Source organism: Pseudoxanthomonas sp. GM95, assembly GCF_900109775.1.
Lineage (GTDB): Bacteria > Pseudomonadota > Gammaproteobacteria > Xanthomonadales > Xanthomonadaceae > Pseudoxanthomonas_A.
In genome coordinates this window covers 549,464-566,557 of record NZ_FOAX01000002.1, presented here as the reverse complement: position 1 = coordinate 566,557, position 17,094 = coordinate 549,464, and the positions used below count along the sequence as shown (strand labels likewise).

The 17,094-nt window shown below is 69.2% G+C and carries 16 protein-coding genes; 7 read left to right on the top strand and 9 right to left on the bottom strand.

The annotated features are described in order from the left end of the window. Positions 1 to 28: 28 nt before the first annotated feature. Genes BMZ17_RS10620 through BMZ17_RS10600 form a run of 5 tightly spaced genes read left to right on the top strand, consistent with a single transcriptional unit; the run spans position 29 to position 3,163 of the window. Positions 29 to 613, top strand: a complete 585-nt coding sequence (locus BMZ17_RS10620) for a 5-formyltetrahydrofolate cyclo-ligase (protein WP_093138553.1) — start codon at positions 29 to 31, stop codon at positions 611 to 613. Then, entirely contained in the window at positions 613 to 1,089 is a 477-nt protein-coding gene (locus BMZ17_RS10615; RefSeq protein ID WP_093138552.1) for an EVE domain-containing protein, read from the top strand. The genes BMZ17_RS10620 and BMZ17_RS10615 overlap by 1 nt, the downstream gene beginning before the upstream one ends. 40 nt (positions 1,090 to 1,129) lie before the next feature. Beyond that, positions 1,130 to 1,777: a ribose-5-phosphate isomerase RpiA gene (gene rpiA / locus BMZ17_RS10610; RefSeq protein WP_093138551.1), complete on the top strand. Its 648-nt coding sequence runs from the start codon at positions 1,130 to 1,132 to the stop codon at positions 1,775 to 1,777. Between the two features lie 41 nt (positions 1,778 to 1,818). Next, on the top strand, positions 1,819 to 2,274 hold the full coding sequence (locus tag BMZ17_RS10605; protein WP_093138550.1) for a DUF192 domain-containing protein: 456 nt from the start codon (positions 1,819 to 1,821) through the stop codon (positions 2,272 to 2,274). Positions 2,275 to 2,317: 43 nt separating this feature from the next. Then, the gene (locus tag BMZ17_RS10600; RefSeq protein WP_093138549.1) at positions 2,318 to 3,163 is read left to right on the top strand and encodes a SirB1 family protein; all 846 of its coding nucleotides are present in this window, start codon (positions 2,318 to 2,320) and stop codon (positions 3,161 to 3,163) included. A gap of 12 nt (positions 3,164 to 3,175) precedes the next feature. On the opposite strand, the gene waaA is transcribed toward BMZ17_RS10600, so the two are convergent. Beyond that, the gene (gene waaA / locus BMZ17_RS10595) at positions 3,176 to 4,471 is read right to left on the bottom strand and encodes a lipid IV(A) 3-deoxy-D-manno-octulosonic acid transferase (protein ID WP_093139616.1); all 1,296 of its coding nucleotides are present in this window, start codon (positions 4,469 to 4,471) and stop codon (positions 3,176 to 3,178) included. 122 nt (positions 4,472 to 4,593) lie between these two features. Between waaA and lpxL the strand changes: the two genes are divergently transcribed. After that, entirely contained in the window at positions 4,594 to 5,544 is a 951-nt protein-coding gene (gene lpxL / locus BMZ17_RS10590; protein WP_093139614.1) for an LpxL/LpxP family Kdo(2)-lipid IV(A) lauroyl/palmitoleoyl acyltransferase, read from the top strand. 93 nt (positions 5,545 to 5,637) lie between these two features. Here the strand turns inward: lpxL and BMZ17_RS10585 are convergent, their stop codons facing one another. The 8 genes from BMZ17_RS10585 to BMZ17_RS10550 all read right to left on the bottom strand — a co-directional run bounded on the left by BMZ17_RS10585 (position 5,638) and on the right by BMZ17_RS10550 (position 16,019). Continuing rightward, complete coding sequence (locus BMZ17_RS10585) at positions 5,638 to 6,540, bottom strand: lysophospholipid acyltransferase family protein (RefSeq protein WP_093138548.1); 903 nt, start codon at positions 6,538 to 6,540, stop codon at positions 5,638 to 5,640. After that, positions 6,524 to 7,846, bottom strand: coding sequence for an O-antigen ligase family protein (locus BMZ17_RS10580; protein ID WP_093138547.1), 1,323 nt, complete (start codon positions 7,844 to 7,846; stop codon positions 6,524 to 6,526). Before BMZ17_RS10580 ends, BMZ17_RS10585 begins: the two co-directional genes overlap by 17 nt. Beyond that, on the bottom strand, positions 7,843 to 8,985 hold the full coding sequence (locus BMZ17_RS10575; protein WP_254775274.1) for a glycosyltransferase: 1,143 nt from the start codon (positions 8,983 to 8,985) through the stop codon (positions 7,843 to 7,845). The genes BMZ17_RS10580 and BMZ17_RS10575 overlap by 4 nt, the downstream gene beginning before the upstream one ends. Continuing rightward, entirely contained in the window at positions 8,975 to 9,172 is a 198-nt protein-coding gene (locus tag BMZ17_RS10570; protein WP_093138546.1) for a zinc-finger domain-containing protein, read from the bottom strand. The genes BMZ17_RS10575 and BMZ17_RS10570 overlap by 11 nt, the downstream gene beginning before the upstream one ends. A 171-nt stretch (positions 9,173 to 9,343) precedes the next feature. Further along, positions 9,344 to 10,570, bottom strand: coding sequence for an acetylornithine transaminase (locus tag BMZ17_RS10565; protein ID WP_093138545.1), 1,227 nt, complete (start codon positions 10,568 to 10,570; stop codon positions 9,344 to 9,346). A 66-nt stretch (positions 10,571 to 10,636) separates the two neighbouring features. Next, positions 10,637 to 12,547, bottom strand: coding sequence for a glycosyltransferase family 39 protein (locus tag BMZ17_RS10560; RefSeq protein WP_093138544.1), 1,911 nt, complete (start codon positions 12,545 to 12,547; stop codon positions 10,637 to 10,639). After that, a complete protein-coding gene (locus BMZ17_RS10555; protein WP_093138543.1) occupies positions 12,540 to 13,715 on the bottom strand; it encodes a glycosyltransferase in 1,176 nt (391 codons plus the stop codon). Before BMZ17_RS10555 ends, BMZ17_RS10560 begins: the two co-directional genes overlap by 8 nt. Before the next feature lie 417 nt (positions 13,716 to 14,132). Further along, positions 14,133 to 16,019 (bottom strand): glycosyltransferase family 39 protein, encoded by a 1,887-nt coding sequence (locus tag BMZ17_RS10550; RefSeq protein WP_093138542.1) that lies wholly within the window; start codon positions 16,017 to 16,019, stop codon positions 14,133 to 14,135. 196 nt (positions 16,020 to 16,215) lie between these two features. Between BMZ17_RS10550 and BMZ17_RS10545 the strand changes: the two genes are divergently transcribed. Beyond that, on the top strand, positions 16,216 to 17,079 hold the full coding sequence (locus BMZ17_RS10545) for an ion transporter (RefSeq protein WP_093138541.1): 864 nt from the start codon (positions 16,216 to 16,218) through the stop codon (positions 17,077 to 17,079). Positions 17,080 to 17,094 lie beyond the last annotated feature (15 nt).

Sequence of the window (17,094 nt, the reverse complement as noted above, 5' to 3'; positions counted from 1 at the left end):
TGCACCAGGACGCGGCATTCTTTTTTCCATGAGCGAAAACGACGCCCGCACCGCCCTGCGCCGCAGCCTGCGCCAGCGCCGCCGTGAATTGCCCGCCGCCCAGCGCATCGCGGGTGCCGATGCACTGGCCAAGCAGCTATTCGCCCTGCCCTTTTTTCCTGAGCGCGGCTACGTCGCCGGCTACTGGGCGATGGATGGCGAGATCGGCCTGCATGTGTTCCAGCTCAAGCTGCCACCGGGTTTGGTGTACTGCCTGCCGGTGCTGCACGGCGAGGAGCTTCGTTTCGCGCCCTGGCGCGCGGGCGATGGCCTGGTGACCAACCGCTTCGGCATTCCCGAACCCGATGTCGCGCCGTCCTCGGCGCTGGAGCCGGAACAGATGGCACTGGTGGTGATGCCGCTGGTGGGCTTCGACGACCAGGCCAACCGGCTGGGCATGGGAGGCGGCTGGTACGATCGCAGCTTCGCGTTCCGGCATGGCACTGCCGCGCCGCCGTGGCTGGTGGGCGTGGGCTTCGAGGCCCAGCGCACGCCAAGCCTGGATGTCCAACCCTGGGACGTGCGCGCCGACGCGATCTGCACCGAATCTCACACCTTGCTGGCACACCCCTGATGAGCACGCGCACCCGCTACTGGCTGATGAAGTCCGAACCCGAGGACTTCTCCATCGATGACCTGGCCCGCGTGGGCACCGAACCGTGGACCGGCGTGCGCAATTACCAGGCGCGCAACTTCATGAAGGATGGCATGCAGGTCGGCGACGGCGTGCTGTTCTATCACTCCAACACCGAAGTGCCAGGCATCTACGGCATCGCGCGCGTGGCGAGCACCCCGTATCCGGACCCGACCCAGTTCCAGAAGAAGTCCAAATACTTCGATGAGAAGGCCACGGCCGAGCAGCCGCGCTGGTTCCTGGTGGACGTGGGCTTCGAGCGCAAGCTCAAGGACGGCATTTCACTGAACACCATCCGCGAGCACGCTGACGCGCTGGGCGAGGATTTCGCCCTGATCCGCAAGGGCACGCGCCTGTCGGTGCTGCCGGTCAGCGCGGCGCAATGGAAGCTGCTGCTGTCGCTGGAACCCAAGTAACTCCTTTCGCTTTTCCATTTCATTTCCGATCGAGCACACCATGTCCGAAGCCAAGCGCCTGGCCGCAGAGAAAGCCATCGAGTTCGTTGAGGACGGCATGACCGTCGGCGTGGGCACCGGTTCGACCGTTGCCTATTTCATCGATGCGCTGGGCCGCGACCCGGGCCGGATCAAGGCCGCGGTTTCCAGCTCCGAGCAGAGCACCGCGCGCCTGCGCGCGCACGGCATCGAGGTGATGGACCTCAACCACAGCGGCAACCTGTCGCTGTATGTCGACGGCGCCGATGAGTTCGATCCGAAGAAGTGCCTGATCAAGGGCGGCGGCGCGGCACTGACGCGCGAGAAGATCATCGCCCAGGCCAGCGCCAAGTTCGTGTGCATCGTCGATCCGAGCAAGCAGGTGCCGGTGCTGGGCAAGTTCCCGCTGCCGGTGGAAGTGATCCCGATGGCGCGCAGCCTGGTCGCGCGCGAAATCCTGAGCCTGACCGGTGGCCAGCCGGTGTGGCGCGATGGCGTGATCACCGACAACGGCAACGTGATCCTGGACGTGCACAACCTGGCCATCACCGATCCGGTGGCCATGGAAACCGCGCTGAACCAGATCCCCGGCGTGGTCGCCGTGGGCCTGTTCGCGCGCCGCCCGGCCGATGTGCTGATCATCGGCGGCGATACGGTGCAGGTGCTGTAAGCACCGCGCGCCTCTGATTTCACCACTTGCAGGAAGCTCCCATGCCAGTCCGCCTCGCCGTCCTTGCCGCCCTGCTGTTGACCGGCCTCACTGCCTGCGCACGCACCCCGTGGGTGGAACTGGACGGGCACCGGTATTCGATCGAGATCGCCGACGACAACACCGAGCGCGCGCGCGGCCTGATGTTCCGCGACGAGATGGCGGACGACCACGGCATGCTGTTCATCCACCAGAACGAGGAGCCGCTCGCCTACTGGATGAAGAACACGCACATCCCGTTGGACATCCTGTATTTCGACCACGACCTCAAGCTGGTCGGCGAGCAGCGCGACGTGCCGCCGTGCACTGCGGGCAACGCCTGCCCGTCCTATCCCAGCCACGCGCCCGCCCTGTACGTGCTGGAACTCAACGCCGGCCAGGCCGCCAAGATCGGCCTGAAGAAAGGCGATGCGCTGACCGTCGATCCCAAGGTCGAGCTGAAGGCCAAGGTCGAGTAACGCAGGGCTTGATCGCCCGCGCGAATCGCTGCAGTCTTGACCCATGGGGGATCGACTGACACTGCCGGAGTGGGGTTCGTTGGCCAGCCAGGCCGATGACACCTTGCCGTTGCTGGGCACCGCGCTGCTCATCGCGCGCGATGAGTATCCGCAGCTCGATGCCGAGCTCTACGACACCCTGGTCGAGAGCCACGCGGCGCACCTCAAGCACGAGATCGAGATGATCGATTCATGGCCGCTGAAGATGGCGGCGATCAACCGGCATCTGTTCGAGGAGCTCGGCTACGCCGGCGACCACGACGAGTATTACGACCCGCGCAACAGCTACATCAACGAAGTCTTCGAGCGCCGCCTGGGCAATCCGATCTCGCTGGCGGTGGTGCAGATCGAGGTCGCGCGCCGCCTCGGCGTGCCGCTGGACGGGGTGTCGTTTCCCGGGCATTTCCTGGTGCGCCTGCCGGTGGACGACGGCATCCTGGTAATGGACCCGTTCAACGGTGGCCGCCCGCTCGGCGCCGATGAACTGCGCGAACGCGCCAAGCCCCACCTGGGCGGCGACGTGCCCGACGACAATGCACTGCTGCAGATCCTGGACCCGGCCTCGCATCGCGCGATCCTGGTGCGCGTGCTGCGCAACCTGCATGGCGTCTACGCCGAGCGCAACGAGTGGGACCGCGCCGCGCGCAGCGCCGATCGCGTGCTCAAGCTGGTGCCCGATCAGCCCGACGCCCTGCGCGACCGCGGACTGGCCTATCTGAAGATGGACTACCGCAAGGGCGCGCTCGCCGACCTGGCGCGCTACCTGCACGTGGCGCCCAAGGCCAAGGATGCCGATGCGACGCGCGAGCAGCTGATCGAACTCAGCGCCGGGCGCTCGCACACCCACTGACGCCTGCGCGGCTCAGCTGACCGGGCGCAGGTCCCCGGCCACCATCGCCATCGTGCGGCCCAGCGCGCCGCGTCCACGCTCGACCAGCAGGCGACCTTCGGCGGCCATGTGTTCGCGGCGTGGCGCGTCGGCCAGCAGGGTTTCCAGCAGGTCGCCCACCTCGTCCGCGTTCTTGCCGATCTCCAGCGCGCCGGCTTCCTTCAGGCGGCGCGAAATCTCGACGAAATTGTGCAGGTGCGGGCCGGTGACCATCGCAGTGCCGACCGCCGCGGGTTCGAGTAGGTTGTGCCCGCCGATCGCCTGCAGGCTGCCGCCAACGAAGGCGACGTCGGCGCAGGCGTAGAACGCCATCAGTTCGCCCAGCGTATCCAGCACGAAGACCTGATCGCCCGCCTGCGGCCAGCGCGCGACGCTGCGACGCCCCACCTGCCAGCCCGCGGCCTGGGCCAGCTCCGCGGCGCGACCGAACCGCTCGGGATGGCGTGGCGCCCACAGCATCAACAGGTCGGGGAAGCGCGCCAGCAGGCGGCGATGCATCGCGACCACCAGCGCCTCTTCGTCCGGATGGGTGCTGGCCGCGATCCACACCGGACGCGTGCCGACGTGTTCGCGGAACTGCGCGACCAGCGCCTCCAGCCCGCTCGGCGCACCGATGTCGAACTTGAGGTTGCCGGTGTCGACGATCGCCTCCGACGCCGCGCCCAGGTGAACGAAGCGGCGGCCATCGGCCACCGATTGCGCGCCGATGCGATGCACGCTGGCCACCACGCGCCGGATCAGCGGCGCCAGCACGCGATAGCCGCGCAGCGAGCGCGCCGACAGCCGCGCGTTGAGGATGTAGGTGCGGATGCCGCGCGCCTTGCAGCCCAGCAGCAGGTTGGGCCACAGCTCGGTTTCCATCACCAGCGCCACGCCGGGACGGAAATGCTTGAGGAAGCGACCGACCGCGCCCGGCAGGTCGTAAGGCGCGTACACGTGCAGCAGCGAATCGCCCCACAGCGCGCGCACGCGGTCCGAACCGGTTGGGGTGATGGTGGTGATCAGTAGCTTGAGATGCGGATGGTCACGGCGCAGCGCATCGACCACCGGCGCGGCCGCGTTGACCTCGCCCACCGACACCGCATGCACCCACACATCCACGTCGTGCGGCGTGCCGCTCCAGGCGGCATAGCGCTCGCCCCAGCGCTGGAAATACCCCGGAACGCGGAAACCGCGCCAGATCAGGTGGTAGACCGTGGCCGGCGTCAGCACGTAGAGCACGGCCGAATACAGGGCACGCAACCAGGTTTCAGTCAGGTCACGACGCATTGGGCGCAAGGATACGGAAAAGGCGGCCGGCACGCGCAGCGCATCGGGTTGCGCATGGACGCAGCGCGCCTGCGGCGGCACGCGCTCCCGACGATTTGCCGGCACGCCCTACAATGGCCGGCATGACTGAACGCCCCGCCGAGGCCGCCCCGCGCCAGGCCACGCCCTTCGATCCCGGCCCGCCACCACTGCAGCCTTCGACCTGGCTGACCTGGCTGGGCGTGGGCTTTGCCGCGCTGATCGCGCGCCTGCCCTGGTCGCTGCAGCAGGCGCTGGGCAAGCCGCTGGGCGTGCTGCTGAAAGTCGCGCTCGGCTCGCGCCGCAAGGTGGCCGCGCGCAACCTGGAGCTGTGCTTCCCGGAGATGCCGGCCGGTGAGCGGGCGCAACTGCTGGATGACGCGTTCACCGCGCTGGGCCTGGCCATGTTCGAATTCGCCCGCGCCTGGTGGGGCGACGTGGCGCCGATGCGCAAGGGCTTGCGCGTGGAAGGCCTGGAGCATCTGAAGGCTGCGCAGGAAGGCGGCCGCGGCGTGATCGTGATCTCCGGCCACTTCACCACGCTGGAGCTCTCCGCACGGTTGATGTGCGACTACGCACCGCTGGCCGGCATGTATCGCCCGCACGCTACCGGCGCGATGGAATGGGCGGTCAAGCGCGGCCGTCTGCGCTACGCCACGGCGATGTTCGGCCGCGAGGAACTGCGCCCCGCCCTGAAGCACCTCAAACAGGGCGGCCTGCTGTGGTTCGCGCCGGACCAGGACACGCGACGCGGCGACAGCGTGTTCGTGCCGTTCTTCGGCCGGCCGGCCTACAGCCTGACCTCGACCCACCAGCTGGCGCGGTTGTCCGGAGCGGCGGTGATCGCGTTCGCCCATGAGCGCAGGCCCGATGGCGGCTACACGCTACGCCTGTCACCGGCGTTCGCGGATTTCCCCTCGAAGGACGCCACCGCCGATACGGCCAAGGTGATGGCCGCGATCGAAGCGATGATCCGCGCGGTGCCGGCGCAGTATCTGTGGATCCATCGGCGCTTCAAGCGCCAGCCGGATGGGCGCGGCGAGCTGTACAAATAATTCCGCTGTCTGTGGGAGTTGCTTCAGCAGCGATGGAGCTTTACCGGGAAGTCTTCATCGCCGCTAAAGCGGCTCCCACACGTCCATGAAGCATCAACGCGCGTACGGCGACGCCTCGCCTTCGGGCCGGGTCTTGAAGCGCCGGTGCCACCACAGGTACTGCGCCGGATGCTGGCGGATCACCGCTTCCAGCTCGCGCATGTAGCGTGCAGCAAAGGCCACGGGGTCTTCGCCGCTGGCCTCGTCCCAGGGCGCATCGACGCGCACGCGGTAGTGCCCGTCGGGCAGGCGCTGGCACCAGTAAGGCAACAGGGCCACGTTCGCGCGCCGGGCCAGGTCAGGCGTGGTGGTCAACGTGGCCGCCGGCACGCCGAAGAACGGCACGAAGGCACTGTTGTAGGTGAAGTTCTGGTCGGCCAGATACGCGACCAGTCCGCCGCGCGACAAAGTGCGCAGCAGGCCGCGCACGTCCTTCTTGCCGATCACGCTGGCGAACGCGCGCCGGCGCCCGGCTTCCATCACCTGCTCGCCGCAGGAACCGCCGACCCGGCGCACCATGCACGACAGCGGTTCGCCCAGCGCCTCGCCCAGCAGGCGCGCGCCCAGATCAAGATGCGGGAAATGGGCAGTCAGCAGCAGCACGCCACGGCCTTGTGCGCGGGCCGCTTCGAGATGTTCAAGCCCTTCGACCTCGGCCATCCCGCGCAACAGCGAGGACGGCGCATACCAGGCGCGGGCCATTTCCAGCAAGCCAATGAGGCTGTCGCGGGTGTTGGCGCGCACCAGCGCCTCGCGCGCGCCCGTATCCAGCTCAGGAAAACACAGCGCCAGGTTGATCCGCGCGATGCGGCGGCGCCCGGTCAGCAGCGGCGTCAGCACCCAGGCCAGCGCACCGCCCAGTTGCAGCAACCGCGCCTGCGGTAGCCGCGCGATGCGGCGGCAGGCCCAGCGCAGCGGTGCGGCGAACCAGCAGCCGCGCTCAGTGCGTGGCGGCATCGTGCCGGGCCAGCAGGCTGCCCGAATAGAGGGCAGCCAGCAGCAGGGCCAGGCCGCCCCAGAAGGTCGAGTAGAACGCCAGGTGGGTGTTGAACGGGAACACCGTCACCGCCAGCGCCAGCATCGCCGGACGCGCACGATCGCGCGCGTCCATCGTGGCGTAACGCCACGCACGCCAGGCCAGCGCCGCGCCGGCCAGCCACAGCAGCAGGCCGATCACGCCGGTTTCGGCCAGGATCTCCAGCACGATCTGGTGCGCATGCAGCGCCGGGCCGTGGCCCCAGGCCGGGGCGACGGTCGGGGTGGGATCGCACTGCGGGAAGACATCGCGGAAGTTGCGCACGCCCACGCCGTTGATCGGGTGCTCGCCGATCATGCAGCCGGCGGCCTGCCAGATTCGCGCACGCCCGGACAGGGCCACGTCCACGCCGGCCTCGTCGGCGGTCATCGCCGCGGTGGTCAGCTGCACGCGCTTGGCCAGCTGCGGCGAGACCAGCGCCATGCCGACCAGCAGCACGACCGCCGCGGCGAACACGCCGGCCAGCTTCTTCCAACCCAGCAGGCGCCAGCCGGAAAACAGCAGCACCAGTGCGTAGGTGATCCAGGCCGCGCGTGCGCCGGCCAGCAGGATCACCACGCCCATCGCCGCGGCCGCCAGCAGCCAGCCGAACAGGCCGAAGCGGCGCCCGGCCGCGAACAGGCCGAACGGCGACAGGCTGGCCAGCACCAGGCCCAGCTTGAGATTGCACGGCCCCAAGAAGCCGCTGAGCCGGTCGACCGTGGCGGCTTCTTCCGCCGAGCACATGGGATGGCCGCTCATCGCCTGCTTGAGCGCATCGATGCCGAAGAACAGCGGGCTGGTGCCGGACACGACCTGGGCCAATGCATCGATCGTCCAGATCGCCACGATGATCGCCAGGCCGCCGAAGGTGATCTTGCGGCCGCGCTCGTTGGCCACGGCCGAGGCCACCAGCCACAGGAACGGCAGGTAGCGCAGGTCGGTCGCCGCCTCGCCCCAGGCGCGGCCGTGATCGATCGCGTCGAAGGCCGAGATCAGTTCCGGCGTCCAGTAGGCGAAGAACATCACGCTGGTCAGCGCCCAGGCTTCGTTGCTGAGCAGCTGGTTGCCGCCGCGGAAGCGCCGCAGGACCAACTGGAACAGCGCCGCCAGCGCGCCCAGCGCCAGCACCGCTTCGGCATAACCCGGGGCCGGCCACAGCGCCACGAACAGCAGGATCCACGCCGGCGCCCAGCGCCAGCCATCGGCGCGGGGAGCAAGGCGGTGTTCGGCGACGGGCGTGGTCATGGAGCGACGAGTTCCTGGTAGAGCGACAGCGTGGCGTCCTGCATGGCCGACAGCGTATAGGGCATCGCCGCTGGGGGCGATGGTGGCGCGGCCAGCAGCGCACGTGCCGCCGCAGCCAAGGCCTGCGCATCGAAGGGCGCGACCGCGCCGGACGGCTGCAGTTGCGCCAGCAGCTCACCGACGCCGCCGTGCGCCCAGCCCAGCACCGGGCGACCGACCGACAACGCTTCGATCACGGTACGGCCGAAGGATTCAGGCTTGCGCGAGAGCTGCAGGACCAGGTCGCTGGCCGCATAGGCTTGGGCGATCTGCGCGGTCGGCGGGGTGAACGCGACCGCGCCGGTGAGGCCCAGCTGCGCGGCCAGCGCTTCGAGTTCGGCGATGTAGGCCGCGCGGCCGGGCTCACGCGCACCGGGCAGCCACAGGCGTGCGTCCAGCCCGCCCGCACGCAGGTCGGCCAGCAGCTGCAGGCCGTCGGCGTGCCCTTTCAGGCGCGTGCCGCGGCCCGGCAGCAGCAGTAGCGGGCCGGCGCCATCGAGTTCTGGGAATTGTCCGGCCACCTGCGCGCGCATGGCGCCATCAGGCCACGGCGCGCGTGGGAATTGCGTGGGATCGATGCCGCGCGGGATCACCCGCAGGCGCGCCGGATCGGTATTGGGGTAATGCGCGAGCACGTAGCGGCGCACGGTCTCGGAGACACAAAGCACGCGCTGCCCGCGGGTCATGATCGCGCTGTAGCGGCCGGGCGAATTGAGCCCGTGCACGGTGGTGACGAAGTGCGGCCGCACCTGCGCCGGCATGCCGCGCAGCGCGCCCCAGCCCAGCCAGGCCGGCAGCCGTGAGCGCGCATGGACGATGTCCGGGCGTTCGCGTTCCAACAGGCGCCGCAGCGGCAGGAGCTGGGCCAACGTGCGCAGCGACTTGCGGCCGATGTCCAGGGTGACGTGCTGCGCGCCGACCGCTTCCAGCGACGGCACCAGCCGCCCGCCGGCGGACACGACGATGGCGCGATGGCCCGCGTGGACCAGCGCGCTGGCGATTTCCAGGGTGGAGCGTTCAACCCCGCCGGACTGCAGCGCCGGCAGCAGCTGCACCACCGTCAGGCGGCGGTGCGCAGGCGTGGGGATTTCAGTCGGCAAGGACGAAATGCGAACCGCAGTACGGGCAATCGGCCTCGCCGTTGGGCTCGTCTTCGATCGGCAGGTAGACGCGCGGATGCGAGTTCCACAGCGCCATCGACGGCAGCGGGCAGCTCAGCGGCAGGTCGGCGCGGGAAACGGTGTAGCGCTTTTCGGCGTTGGCCGGCGCGGTGGCGGTTTGGCTCATGGCGATGGGTTCTGACGCGGACCGTGAAGACTGTGGATTCTAGCAGCCGGGCCAGTGATCACATCGAATCAAAGGTGTGGGAGCCACTTCAGCGGCGAAGTGGCTTTACCAGGAAGGCCTCATCGCAGCTCAGGCGGCGCCCACAAAATCAGCTGCAGCCTTTCAGTTGACTCAGCGCGCGGCCAGCCAGGCGCGCACGGCCTGCTCCAGACGCGACAGGCCTTCGGCCAGCTCTTCGCCGGTGATGTTCAGCGCCGGCACGAAGCGCAGCACGTCCGGGCCGGCCTGCAGCAGCAGCAGGCCGTGCGCGGCGCACTGGTCCAGGATCGCGGCGGCCTGGCCGGCGTATTCCGGGCGCAGCACCGCGCCGACCATCAGGCCACGGCCACGCACTTCCGAAAACAGGCCGAATTCGGCATCCAGCCGGGCCAGCGCCGCGCGCAGGGCCACAGCCTGGTGCTCGACGTTCTCGGCGATGGCATCGGAGCCCAACTTGGCCAGCGCCACGCGCGCGACGGCGCTGGCCAGCGGATTGCCGCCGAAGGTGGTGCCATGCGCGCCGAACTGCATTACTTCGGCCACGCGCGGACCGGCCAGCATCGCGCCGATCGGCATGCCGCCGCCCAGCGACTTGGCCAGGGTCACGATGTCGGGCGTCACGCCATCTTCCCAGTGCGCGAACAGCGCGCCGGTGCGGCCCATGCCGCACTGGATTTCATCCAGCACCAGCAGCGCGTCATGCTGTTTGCACAGCGTTTCGATCGCCTTGAGATAGCCCGGCGCGGCCGGCACTACGCCGCCCTCGCCCTGCACGGGCTCGATCATCACCGCAGCGACATCGCCCTGCGCCATCGCGGCTTCAAGCTGGGCCAGATCGTTGAAATCCACGTAGCGGAAGCCGCCAGGCAACGGCTCGTAGCCTTCCTGGTACTTGGGCTGCGCAGTGGCGGTGACCGTGGCCAGGGTGCGGCCGTGGAAGCTGCCGCGGAAAGTCACGATCACGCGCTTGTCCGCGCTGCGGCCCTGCTCGCTCGCCCACTTGCGCACCAGCTTGATCGCGGCCTCGTTGGCCTCGGCGCCGGAGTTGCACAGGAAAGCACGCGTGGCGAAGCGCGAGGACTCCACCAGCTCCTGCGACAGACGCAGCGGCGGCTCGCTGTAGAAGATGTTGCTGGTGTGCCAGAGCTTGCCGGCCTGTTCGACCAGCGCGCTGACCAGGTCCGGGTCGTTGTGGCCCAGGCCGCACACGGCGATGCCGGCGGACAGATCGACGTACTCGCGCCCCTCGCTGTCCCACACGCGCACGCCCTGGCCTCGCTCCAGCACCAGTTCGCGCTGGCGATACACGCTGAGCGTGTACTGCTTGGCGGAGGCGATGAGATCGGAAGCGGCGGTCATGACGGCAAACCTTGTGTGGGAGGGAAGCCGTGCATTGTCGCGCATCGGCGCGGCCTGCGTGTGGCGTCAGTGCGGTGCAGGCGTGGAACAGCCCGGCGCATCGGGATCTGGGCGGATGTCGTCGCCGGCGCGCATCGGCAGGTCGCAGCTCACCCGTGGCGCGATCACCTGCTCCTGGCGCGGCGCGTCGCCCTTGTAGGAAAAGCGCTGCATCAGGAAGGTATCGGCCGCTGCCGCGCCATGCGCCGGGCCGAGCAGGGTCACCACATAGCGGTCGCCGAGCACGCCGTCCGGCAGCTTCACCAGCGCGCCCGGATCGGTCGCTGGCGCACCGGGCGCGGCCGGCGGCAGCGCGTAGAAGACGAAGCCGTCCGGGATCATCCGCCAGCGCGTGGACGCCCGGCGCCCGCGCAGGAAGGTCTGCACCGCGATCCGGCGCGGCGCGATGCCCGGCGCGCGGGCCAGGTCCTGGGCCAGGGTCAGCGCGCTATCGCCGTCCAGGTCGTGCACGCCCCAGAGCAGCAGCGTGCAACCGCCGGCCTGCGCGTTGGCGGCGCGCTCGGCCAATTGCGCGGACAACGCGGAAATGCGATGCCGGCCGACCAGCTCCGACGGCATCCAGGCCTGGATCTGCGTGTGCGCAGCGGCGTAATGGCCGTAGAAATCCCGCGCCGCCAGTTCACGGTAAGCCGGCGTGGACGGGCCGAATTTGTACGGCTGCATGACCGCCACCGGCGCGCCGGCGCAGCCCGGCATCTGCGCGACGAACTGTGCGGTGTTGCGCCAGGCCTCGTTGCGCTCGATGAAGCGGCCCGACAGCAGCGACAGGTTGCCGGCCACCAGAAGCACCAACAGCGCGGCCATCGCCTGGCTGCCGCGCGTGGCCAGGCGCGGACCGGCCGCGTCGTAGCACCAGGCCAGCAGCACCCACGCGAACGGCGCCGCGGTGAGCAGGTTGCGCGACGAATACGAGGGCGCAATCGCATAGCTGACCACGATCCCGCTGGCGATCACGCCCAGCAGCACACACAGCGCCAGCTGCAGCGCGGTGCGGCCGCCGTCGGGCACGCGCGACTGCAGTGCGCCGCGTCCGTGTTTCCAGCGTCGCCACACCGCCGCGAGTACCAGCAGCGTCGTCGCCGCGCCGGCACCGGCGACCACCAGATCGCGCTTGGCCATGCGCGTCTGGCCCCAGAAGAACTTCGCCCCGGTGTCGAACCAGAGGCCGCCATGCACGTCCTGCGTGGTGGCATGCAGCAGCACCCACACATAGGCCACGTTGGCGGCCAGGATCAACAGCCCGGCCAGCACCACGGCTGCGCGCACGCGCAGGTCCGGGATCACCCACAGTAGCCACGCCAACACCATGCCGGCGGTGAGCAGCACGTAGGAATGGGTCAGCCCGCCGGCCGTGCCCAGCGCGAACACCAGCAGCAGATGCCACCGCGGGAATTCACTGCGCGCGCGCCAGCGCTCGTGCAACGCCAGCGCGCTCGATAACAGGCCCGCGGAGAGCAGCATCGACAGCGTGTAGCTGCGCGCGTTCTGCGATTGCTCGAACCAGAACATCGACACCGACGAGGCCGCCAGCGCAAACCCGATCGCCGCCGGGCTGAAGCGTCGCCACAGCGCGCGCGCGGTCACCAGCAGCGCCAGCACCGCGAACACCGCGCTGGGCAGGCGCAGCCACGCTTCGCCCGTGCCGCCCAGCCGGCTCCAGCCATACAGGCCGAAGTAGTACAGCGGCGGATGCGTATCGGTGAGCGCGCGACGCCAGACTTCGGCCAGGCCGCCGTCGTGGCCGATCACATGCAGCGTGAACAGCTCATCGGTCCAGAAGTTGCTGCGGTCCAGGCCAACGAAGGCAAACCCACAGGCCAGCAGCGCGATCAGGCCATATGCATAGGCAGGCCAGCGCACGGCGCCAGCACTGCGGACCTTGGACAGGAAGGGCTGCATCGCCTTCGGCTCAGGCATCGTGGCGCGCCGGGGCAGCGGTGGATTCAACGATGGACACCGCCTCTTTAGCTTCGGCAGACGCGCCCCAGGCCGCGCGCTTGGCCAGGTGATAGTTCCACACGCCGGCCAGCAAGGCGCCACCGATGCCGGCGACGAACCACGGCGCACCGGCCCAGGCGCTGACCACGCCGAGCACTTCGCTCAGGATCGCGCCGCTCAGGCAGGCCGCGTAGAACACCACCAGCCCGCGCAGCGCGGCCACGCCATGCAAGCGGCGATCGCGGAAGGTCAGCAGGTTATTGAGCGCGAAGTTCCAGCTCATCGCCAGCCAGATCGCCAGCAGCTGCGCCAGCCAGAATGGCCGACCCGCCCAGGTGCCCAACGATAGCGCCGCCAGGTGGACACCCAGCCCGCTGATGCCCACGCCGAAGAACAGCGCCATGCGCGCCGGCACTAGGCCCTGCGTGGCCTTTTCCAGCAGCTGCGCGCCCAGCTCCAGCACCACGCGCAGATCCAGCTTGGAGCTGCCACCCGCGCGCTCGCGCAGCCGGGTCGGCACCTGCGACACGCGTGGCCGGCGTGCATCGGCGGCCAGCACGTCGATCAGGATCTTGAAGCCCAGCGCGGTCAAGCCGGGGCGCACCTGCTGGTACCACGCGCGCGTCATCAGGAAGCATCCGCTCATGGGATCGGCGACCTTCAAGCCAAGCAACAAACGCGACACCTGCGTGGTGATGCGACTGCCGAGATGGCGGATCGCACCGAGGCCGGAGGCAGACGATTCCAGGTAACGGCTGGCGATCACCACCTCGCTATCCAGCACCGCCGCGTCGTCCAGCATCCGCGCGATCAGCTGCGGATCGTGCTGGCCATCGCCGTCCATCAGCGCCAGCGTGCGTCCGCGCGCTGCATCCCAGCCGGCCACCGCGGCCGAAGCAAGCCCACGTCCGCCACGTCGGCGCAGCAGGCGTACCCACGGATGGGCGCGCGCATAGTCCTGCACCGCGCGCGCGGTGCGCTCGTCGCTGGAGTCATCGACCACGATCACCTCGTGCCGGCAGTGCAGCAGCGCCGCGTCCAGTTCGCGCAGCACGCCGCCGATGGCTTCATGCTCGTTGAGGGTGCAGATGACGACGGAGACGTCGGGAGTCGGGTCACGCTGGGGGCTGCGCGGATCGAACGCCATGGGAGGTCCTGGTGAAGGCGCGCCCTGCCCGTTCGCCAGGCAAGGCTTCGCCGTTGGCGTGCATCGCCCGATGCGCACCACGAAGGTCGAGAAAGAACCGGATGCTCCCTGCGCTCCGGAGCGGCCAGCTGCAGCGCTGGACCGTGCAGGAAGGCTAGTGCGCGCCAGTGCCGGACGTTTGAATTTGGCCTAAATTCGGCCGGAAAAACACCAAGAAATTTGTGCCGCGCGCGCCATCGACATGGCAATAGCAACACGCCGCATCGACGCCCGACATGGAAGCGAATTCATGTTGCGCAAGGCGCCGTCGCGCCGATGCGGCGCACGACATCGGCACGCGACGGTCACGCGCAGATCGCACCTGAAGTGCGTGTTTCGAAGCTCGGCGTTGGCAGCGAATCCGCTGCGTCGAGTGGATCAGTTGGCGCTGATGACGGGCGCCTTCTTCGGCGCGCAGCCCGGCTGCGTCGGTGACGGCCGGATGCCATCGTTGGCCCGCATCGGCGGATCACAGGCCAGCCTCGGAGCGGAGGTGACCGCTTCGCTGCGCAGGTGGCCGTCGTTGGACCAGGACTCGGTGGCGAAGTGATCGCGGCCGTCGTCCACCGCCCCTGAAGCCTGCAAGCCCACCACCAACCTGCGACCCAGCGTGCCGGCCGGCATCTGTACCAGCGGGCCGGGATCAGCCGCGGGCGTACCCACGGCACGCGCAGGGATCACGTAGAAGACGAAGCCATCCTCGGTCGGCCTCCAGTTCATCGAGCGACGCTTGGCGCGCAGGAAACTCTGCATCACCACCCGCCGCGGCGCGATGCCCGGTGCGCGCGCCAGATCTTCCGCCAGCAGCGGTGCGTCTTTCTTGTCCAGATCGTGCACAGCCCAGGCCAGCAGCGCGCAATGGCCGGTGCCGGCCTGTTCGGCACGCGAAGACAGCAACGCCTGCAGCGCTGGCGTGGGATGACGGCCGACGAGCTCGGACGGCATCCAGGCCTGGATCCGCATCCCGGGCGGGGCGTAATGGCCGAAAAACTGCCGCTGCGCGAAGGCGCGGAAGTCCGCCGTCGGCGGGCCGAACTTGTACGGATGCATCACCGGGATCGGCTCGCCCGCGCAGCCGGGCATGCGCGCGACGAAGTCGGCCGTGGTGCGCCACGGCTCATTGCGCTGGACCAGCCGACCGCGTTGCAGCCACAGGTTCGCCGCCACAGCGATCACCAACAGCGCGGCGAGGACATGACTGCCACGCGTGGCCAGCCGCGGGCCTGCTGCGTCGTAGAGCCAGGCCATCAGCGCGCAGATGAAGGGCAGCGCGACCAGCACGTTGCGCGCCGAATACGACGGTGCCACCACGCAGCTCACCAGCACGCCGCTGCCGATCAATCCCACCAGCACGAACAGCGACAGCTGCGCCGCCGCGCGACCGGCCTCGGGCACGCGCGCGGCCAGACTGCCGCGGCCATCGCGCCAACGACGCCACACCGCGACCAGGCACAGCGCGGTCAAGGCCCAGCCAGAAGCCCCGGCGGCCAGGTGCTTCCAGCCGATCCGCGTCTGGGTCCAGAAGAACTTGAAATCGGCGCGATACCAGGTCTTGTCCACGTCCTGCGCGGTGGCATGCAGCAGCAGCCAGGTGTAGAGCGCGACCGCAGCCAGCACCGACAGGCCGCTGGCGATTACCGCCACGCGCAGCCGCGGCACGGCCAACAGCCAGGCCATGACCATACCGGTCAGCAGGAACAGGTAGAAGTGCACGAAGCTGCCGGCCAACCCCAGGAGCCACAGCGCCGCCACGGCTTTCCACGGGAAGCGCACCGACGCCGCGGCGTGTTCGCGCAGCCACAGGGTCACGCCCAACAGCGCGGCCGAGATCAGGAGCGACAGGCCGTAACTGCGCGCGTTCTGCGCCTGCTCGAAAAAGAAGAACGACACCGCCGCCACCGCGATCGCATAGCCCAGCGCCGCGGGGCTGAAACGCCGCAACAGCACGCGCGCAGTAACCAGCAGCGCCAGCACCGCACAGACCGCGCTGGGCAGGCGCAGCCAGATCTCGGACAGGTCACCGAGCAGGCTCCAGCCGTGCAGCAGCGCGTAGTACAGCGGCGGATGCACGTCGGTCAGCGCCCGCTGCCACAGCCCGGCCAGGCCGCCGTCGCCGCCCATCACGAAGACGGTGAACAGCTCATCGGCCCAGTAGTTGCTGTTGCCCAGCCCCACGAAGGCGCAGCCGCAGGCCACCAGCGCGATCGCGGTAAACGCCCATGCGGGCCAACGCAGGGCGGGAACTTCGGGACGAATTGGCGGCATGGAGGACAAGACAACCTGAAGAAAGCGGACGGGCGGCAGCCGCGTGCCCTCCGGTGGCGGCGCGTGCCGGCGCGCATCATACGGCGCCACACGGGCAGCGCGTGGGCCGGCTTCAGCCCCGATGCAGGCCCGCGTAACGGCCACTGCGCGGCGCGCGTGATGTGACGGTCACAGATGCCCTTGCCACAATGGCCCGATGCGACTGCTCTCCAATCCCCAGCTCAACCCGGCCCGCGAGACCGGCTGGCGCAAACGCTGGTTCGACATCATCTACCGGCACGACGACGTGCCCTCGCGCAACTTCGACCTGCTGTTGGTGGTGGCGATCATCGCCAGCGTGGTGGTGATCATGGTCGACAGCGTGCAGCACATCCACCAGCGCTACGCGAACTGGTTCTACGTGGTGGAGTGGGCGTTCACCGTGGTATTCACCGCCGAATACCTGCTGCGGCTGATGGTGGTGCGCAGGCCGCTGCGCTATGCGCTGAGCATCTGGGGCGTGATCGACCTGCTCTCGATCCTGCCCAGCTACCTGTCGCTGCTGATCCCCGGCGCGCAGAGCCTGCTGGTGGTGCGCGTGCTGCGCATCCTGCGGCTGTTCCGCATCCTCAAGCTGACCCAGTACGTGGAGGAAAGCGGCGTGCTGATGGGCGCGCTGTGGCGCAGCCGACGCAAGGTGCTGGTGTTCGTCAGCACGGTGCTGACCCTGGTGGTGATCTTCGGCGCGCTGATGTATGTGGTCGAAGGCCCGGAAAACGGCTTCACCAGCATTCCGACCAGCATGTACTGGGCGATCGTCACGATGGCCACGGTCGGCTTTGGCGACATCGCGCCGCAGACCACGCTGGGCCGGGCGATCACCTCGCTGCTGATCCTGATCGGCTACAGCATCATCGCCGTGCCCACCGGCATCTACACGGCCGAACTGGCCGCCGGCCTGCGCGATGCCAGCCCGCAGCACGATCGCCGCGGCTGCCCGGAGTGCGGGCTGGAAGGCCACGAGCCGACCGCCCTGCACTGCCGCCATTGCGGCCACGCGCTGCCCGCGCCGATGCCGTGACGGCAACGGCGCGGC

Bases quoted from the DNA above. Each gene is read 5' to 3' on its own strand.
- BMZ17_RS10620 (WP_093138553.1), top strand. From the start codon at position 29: ATGAGCGAAAACGACGCCCGCACCGCCCTGCGCCGCAGCCTGCGCCAG.
- BMZ17_RS10615 (WP_093138552.1), top strand. From the start codon at position 613: ATGAGCACGCGCACCCGCTACTGGCTGATGAAGTCCGAACCCGAGGAC.
- rpiA (WP_093138551.1), top strand. From the start codon at position 1,130: ATGTCCGAAGCCAAGCGCCTGGCCGCAGAGAAAGCCATCGAGTTCGTT.
- BMZ17_RS10605 (WP_093138550.1), top strand. From the start codon at position 1,819: ATGCCAGTCCGCCTCGCCGTCCTTGCCGCCCTGCTGTTGACCGGCCTC.
- BMZ17_RS10600 (WP_093138549.1), top strand. From the start codon at position 2,318: ATGGGGGATCGACTGACACTGCCGGAGTGGGGTTCGTTGGCCAGCCAG.
- waaA (WP_093139616.1), bottom strand. From the start codon at position 4,471: ATGCGTCGTGACCTGACTGAAACCTGGTTGCGTGCCCTGTATTCGGCC.
- lpxL (WP_093139614.1), top strand. From the start codon at position 4,594: ATGACTGAACGCCCCGCCGAGGCCGCCCCGCGCCAGGCCACGCCCTTC.
- BMZ17_RS10585 (WP_093138548.1), bottom strand. From the start codon at position 6,540: ATGCCGCCACGCACTGAGCGCGGCTGCTGGTTCGCCGCACCGCTGCGC.
- BMZ17_RS10580 (WP_093138547.1), bottom strand. From the start codon at position 7,846: ATGACCACGCCCGTCGCCGAACACCGCCTTGCTCCCCGCGCCGATGGC.
- BMZ17_RS10570 (WP_093138546.1), bottom strand. From the start codon at position 9,172: ATGAGCCAAACCGCCACCGCGCCGGCCAACGCCGAAAAGCGCTACACC.
- BMZ17_RS10565 (WP_093138545.1), bottom strand. From the start codon at position 10,570: ATGACCGCCGCTTCCGATCTCATCGCCTCCGCCAAGCAGTACACGCTC.
- BMZ17_RS10560 (WP_093138544.1), bottom strand. From the start codon at position 12,547: ATGCCTGAGCCGAAGGCGATGCAGCCCTTCCTGTCCAAGGTCCGCAGT.
- BMZ17_RS10555 (WP_093138543.1), bottom strand. From the start codon at position 13,715: ATGGCGTTCGATCCGCGCAGCCCCCAGCGTGACCCGACTCCCGACGTC.
- BMZ17_RS10550 (WP_093138542.1), bottom strand. From the start codon at position 16,019: ATGCCGCCAATTCGTCCCGAAGTTCCCGCCCTGCGTTGGCCCGCATGG.
- BMZ17_RS10545 (WP_093138541.1), top strand. From the start codon at position 16,216: ATGCGACTGCTCTCCAATCCCCAGCTCAACCCGGCCCGCGAGACCGGC.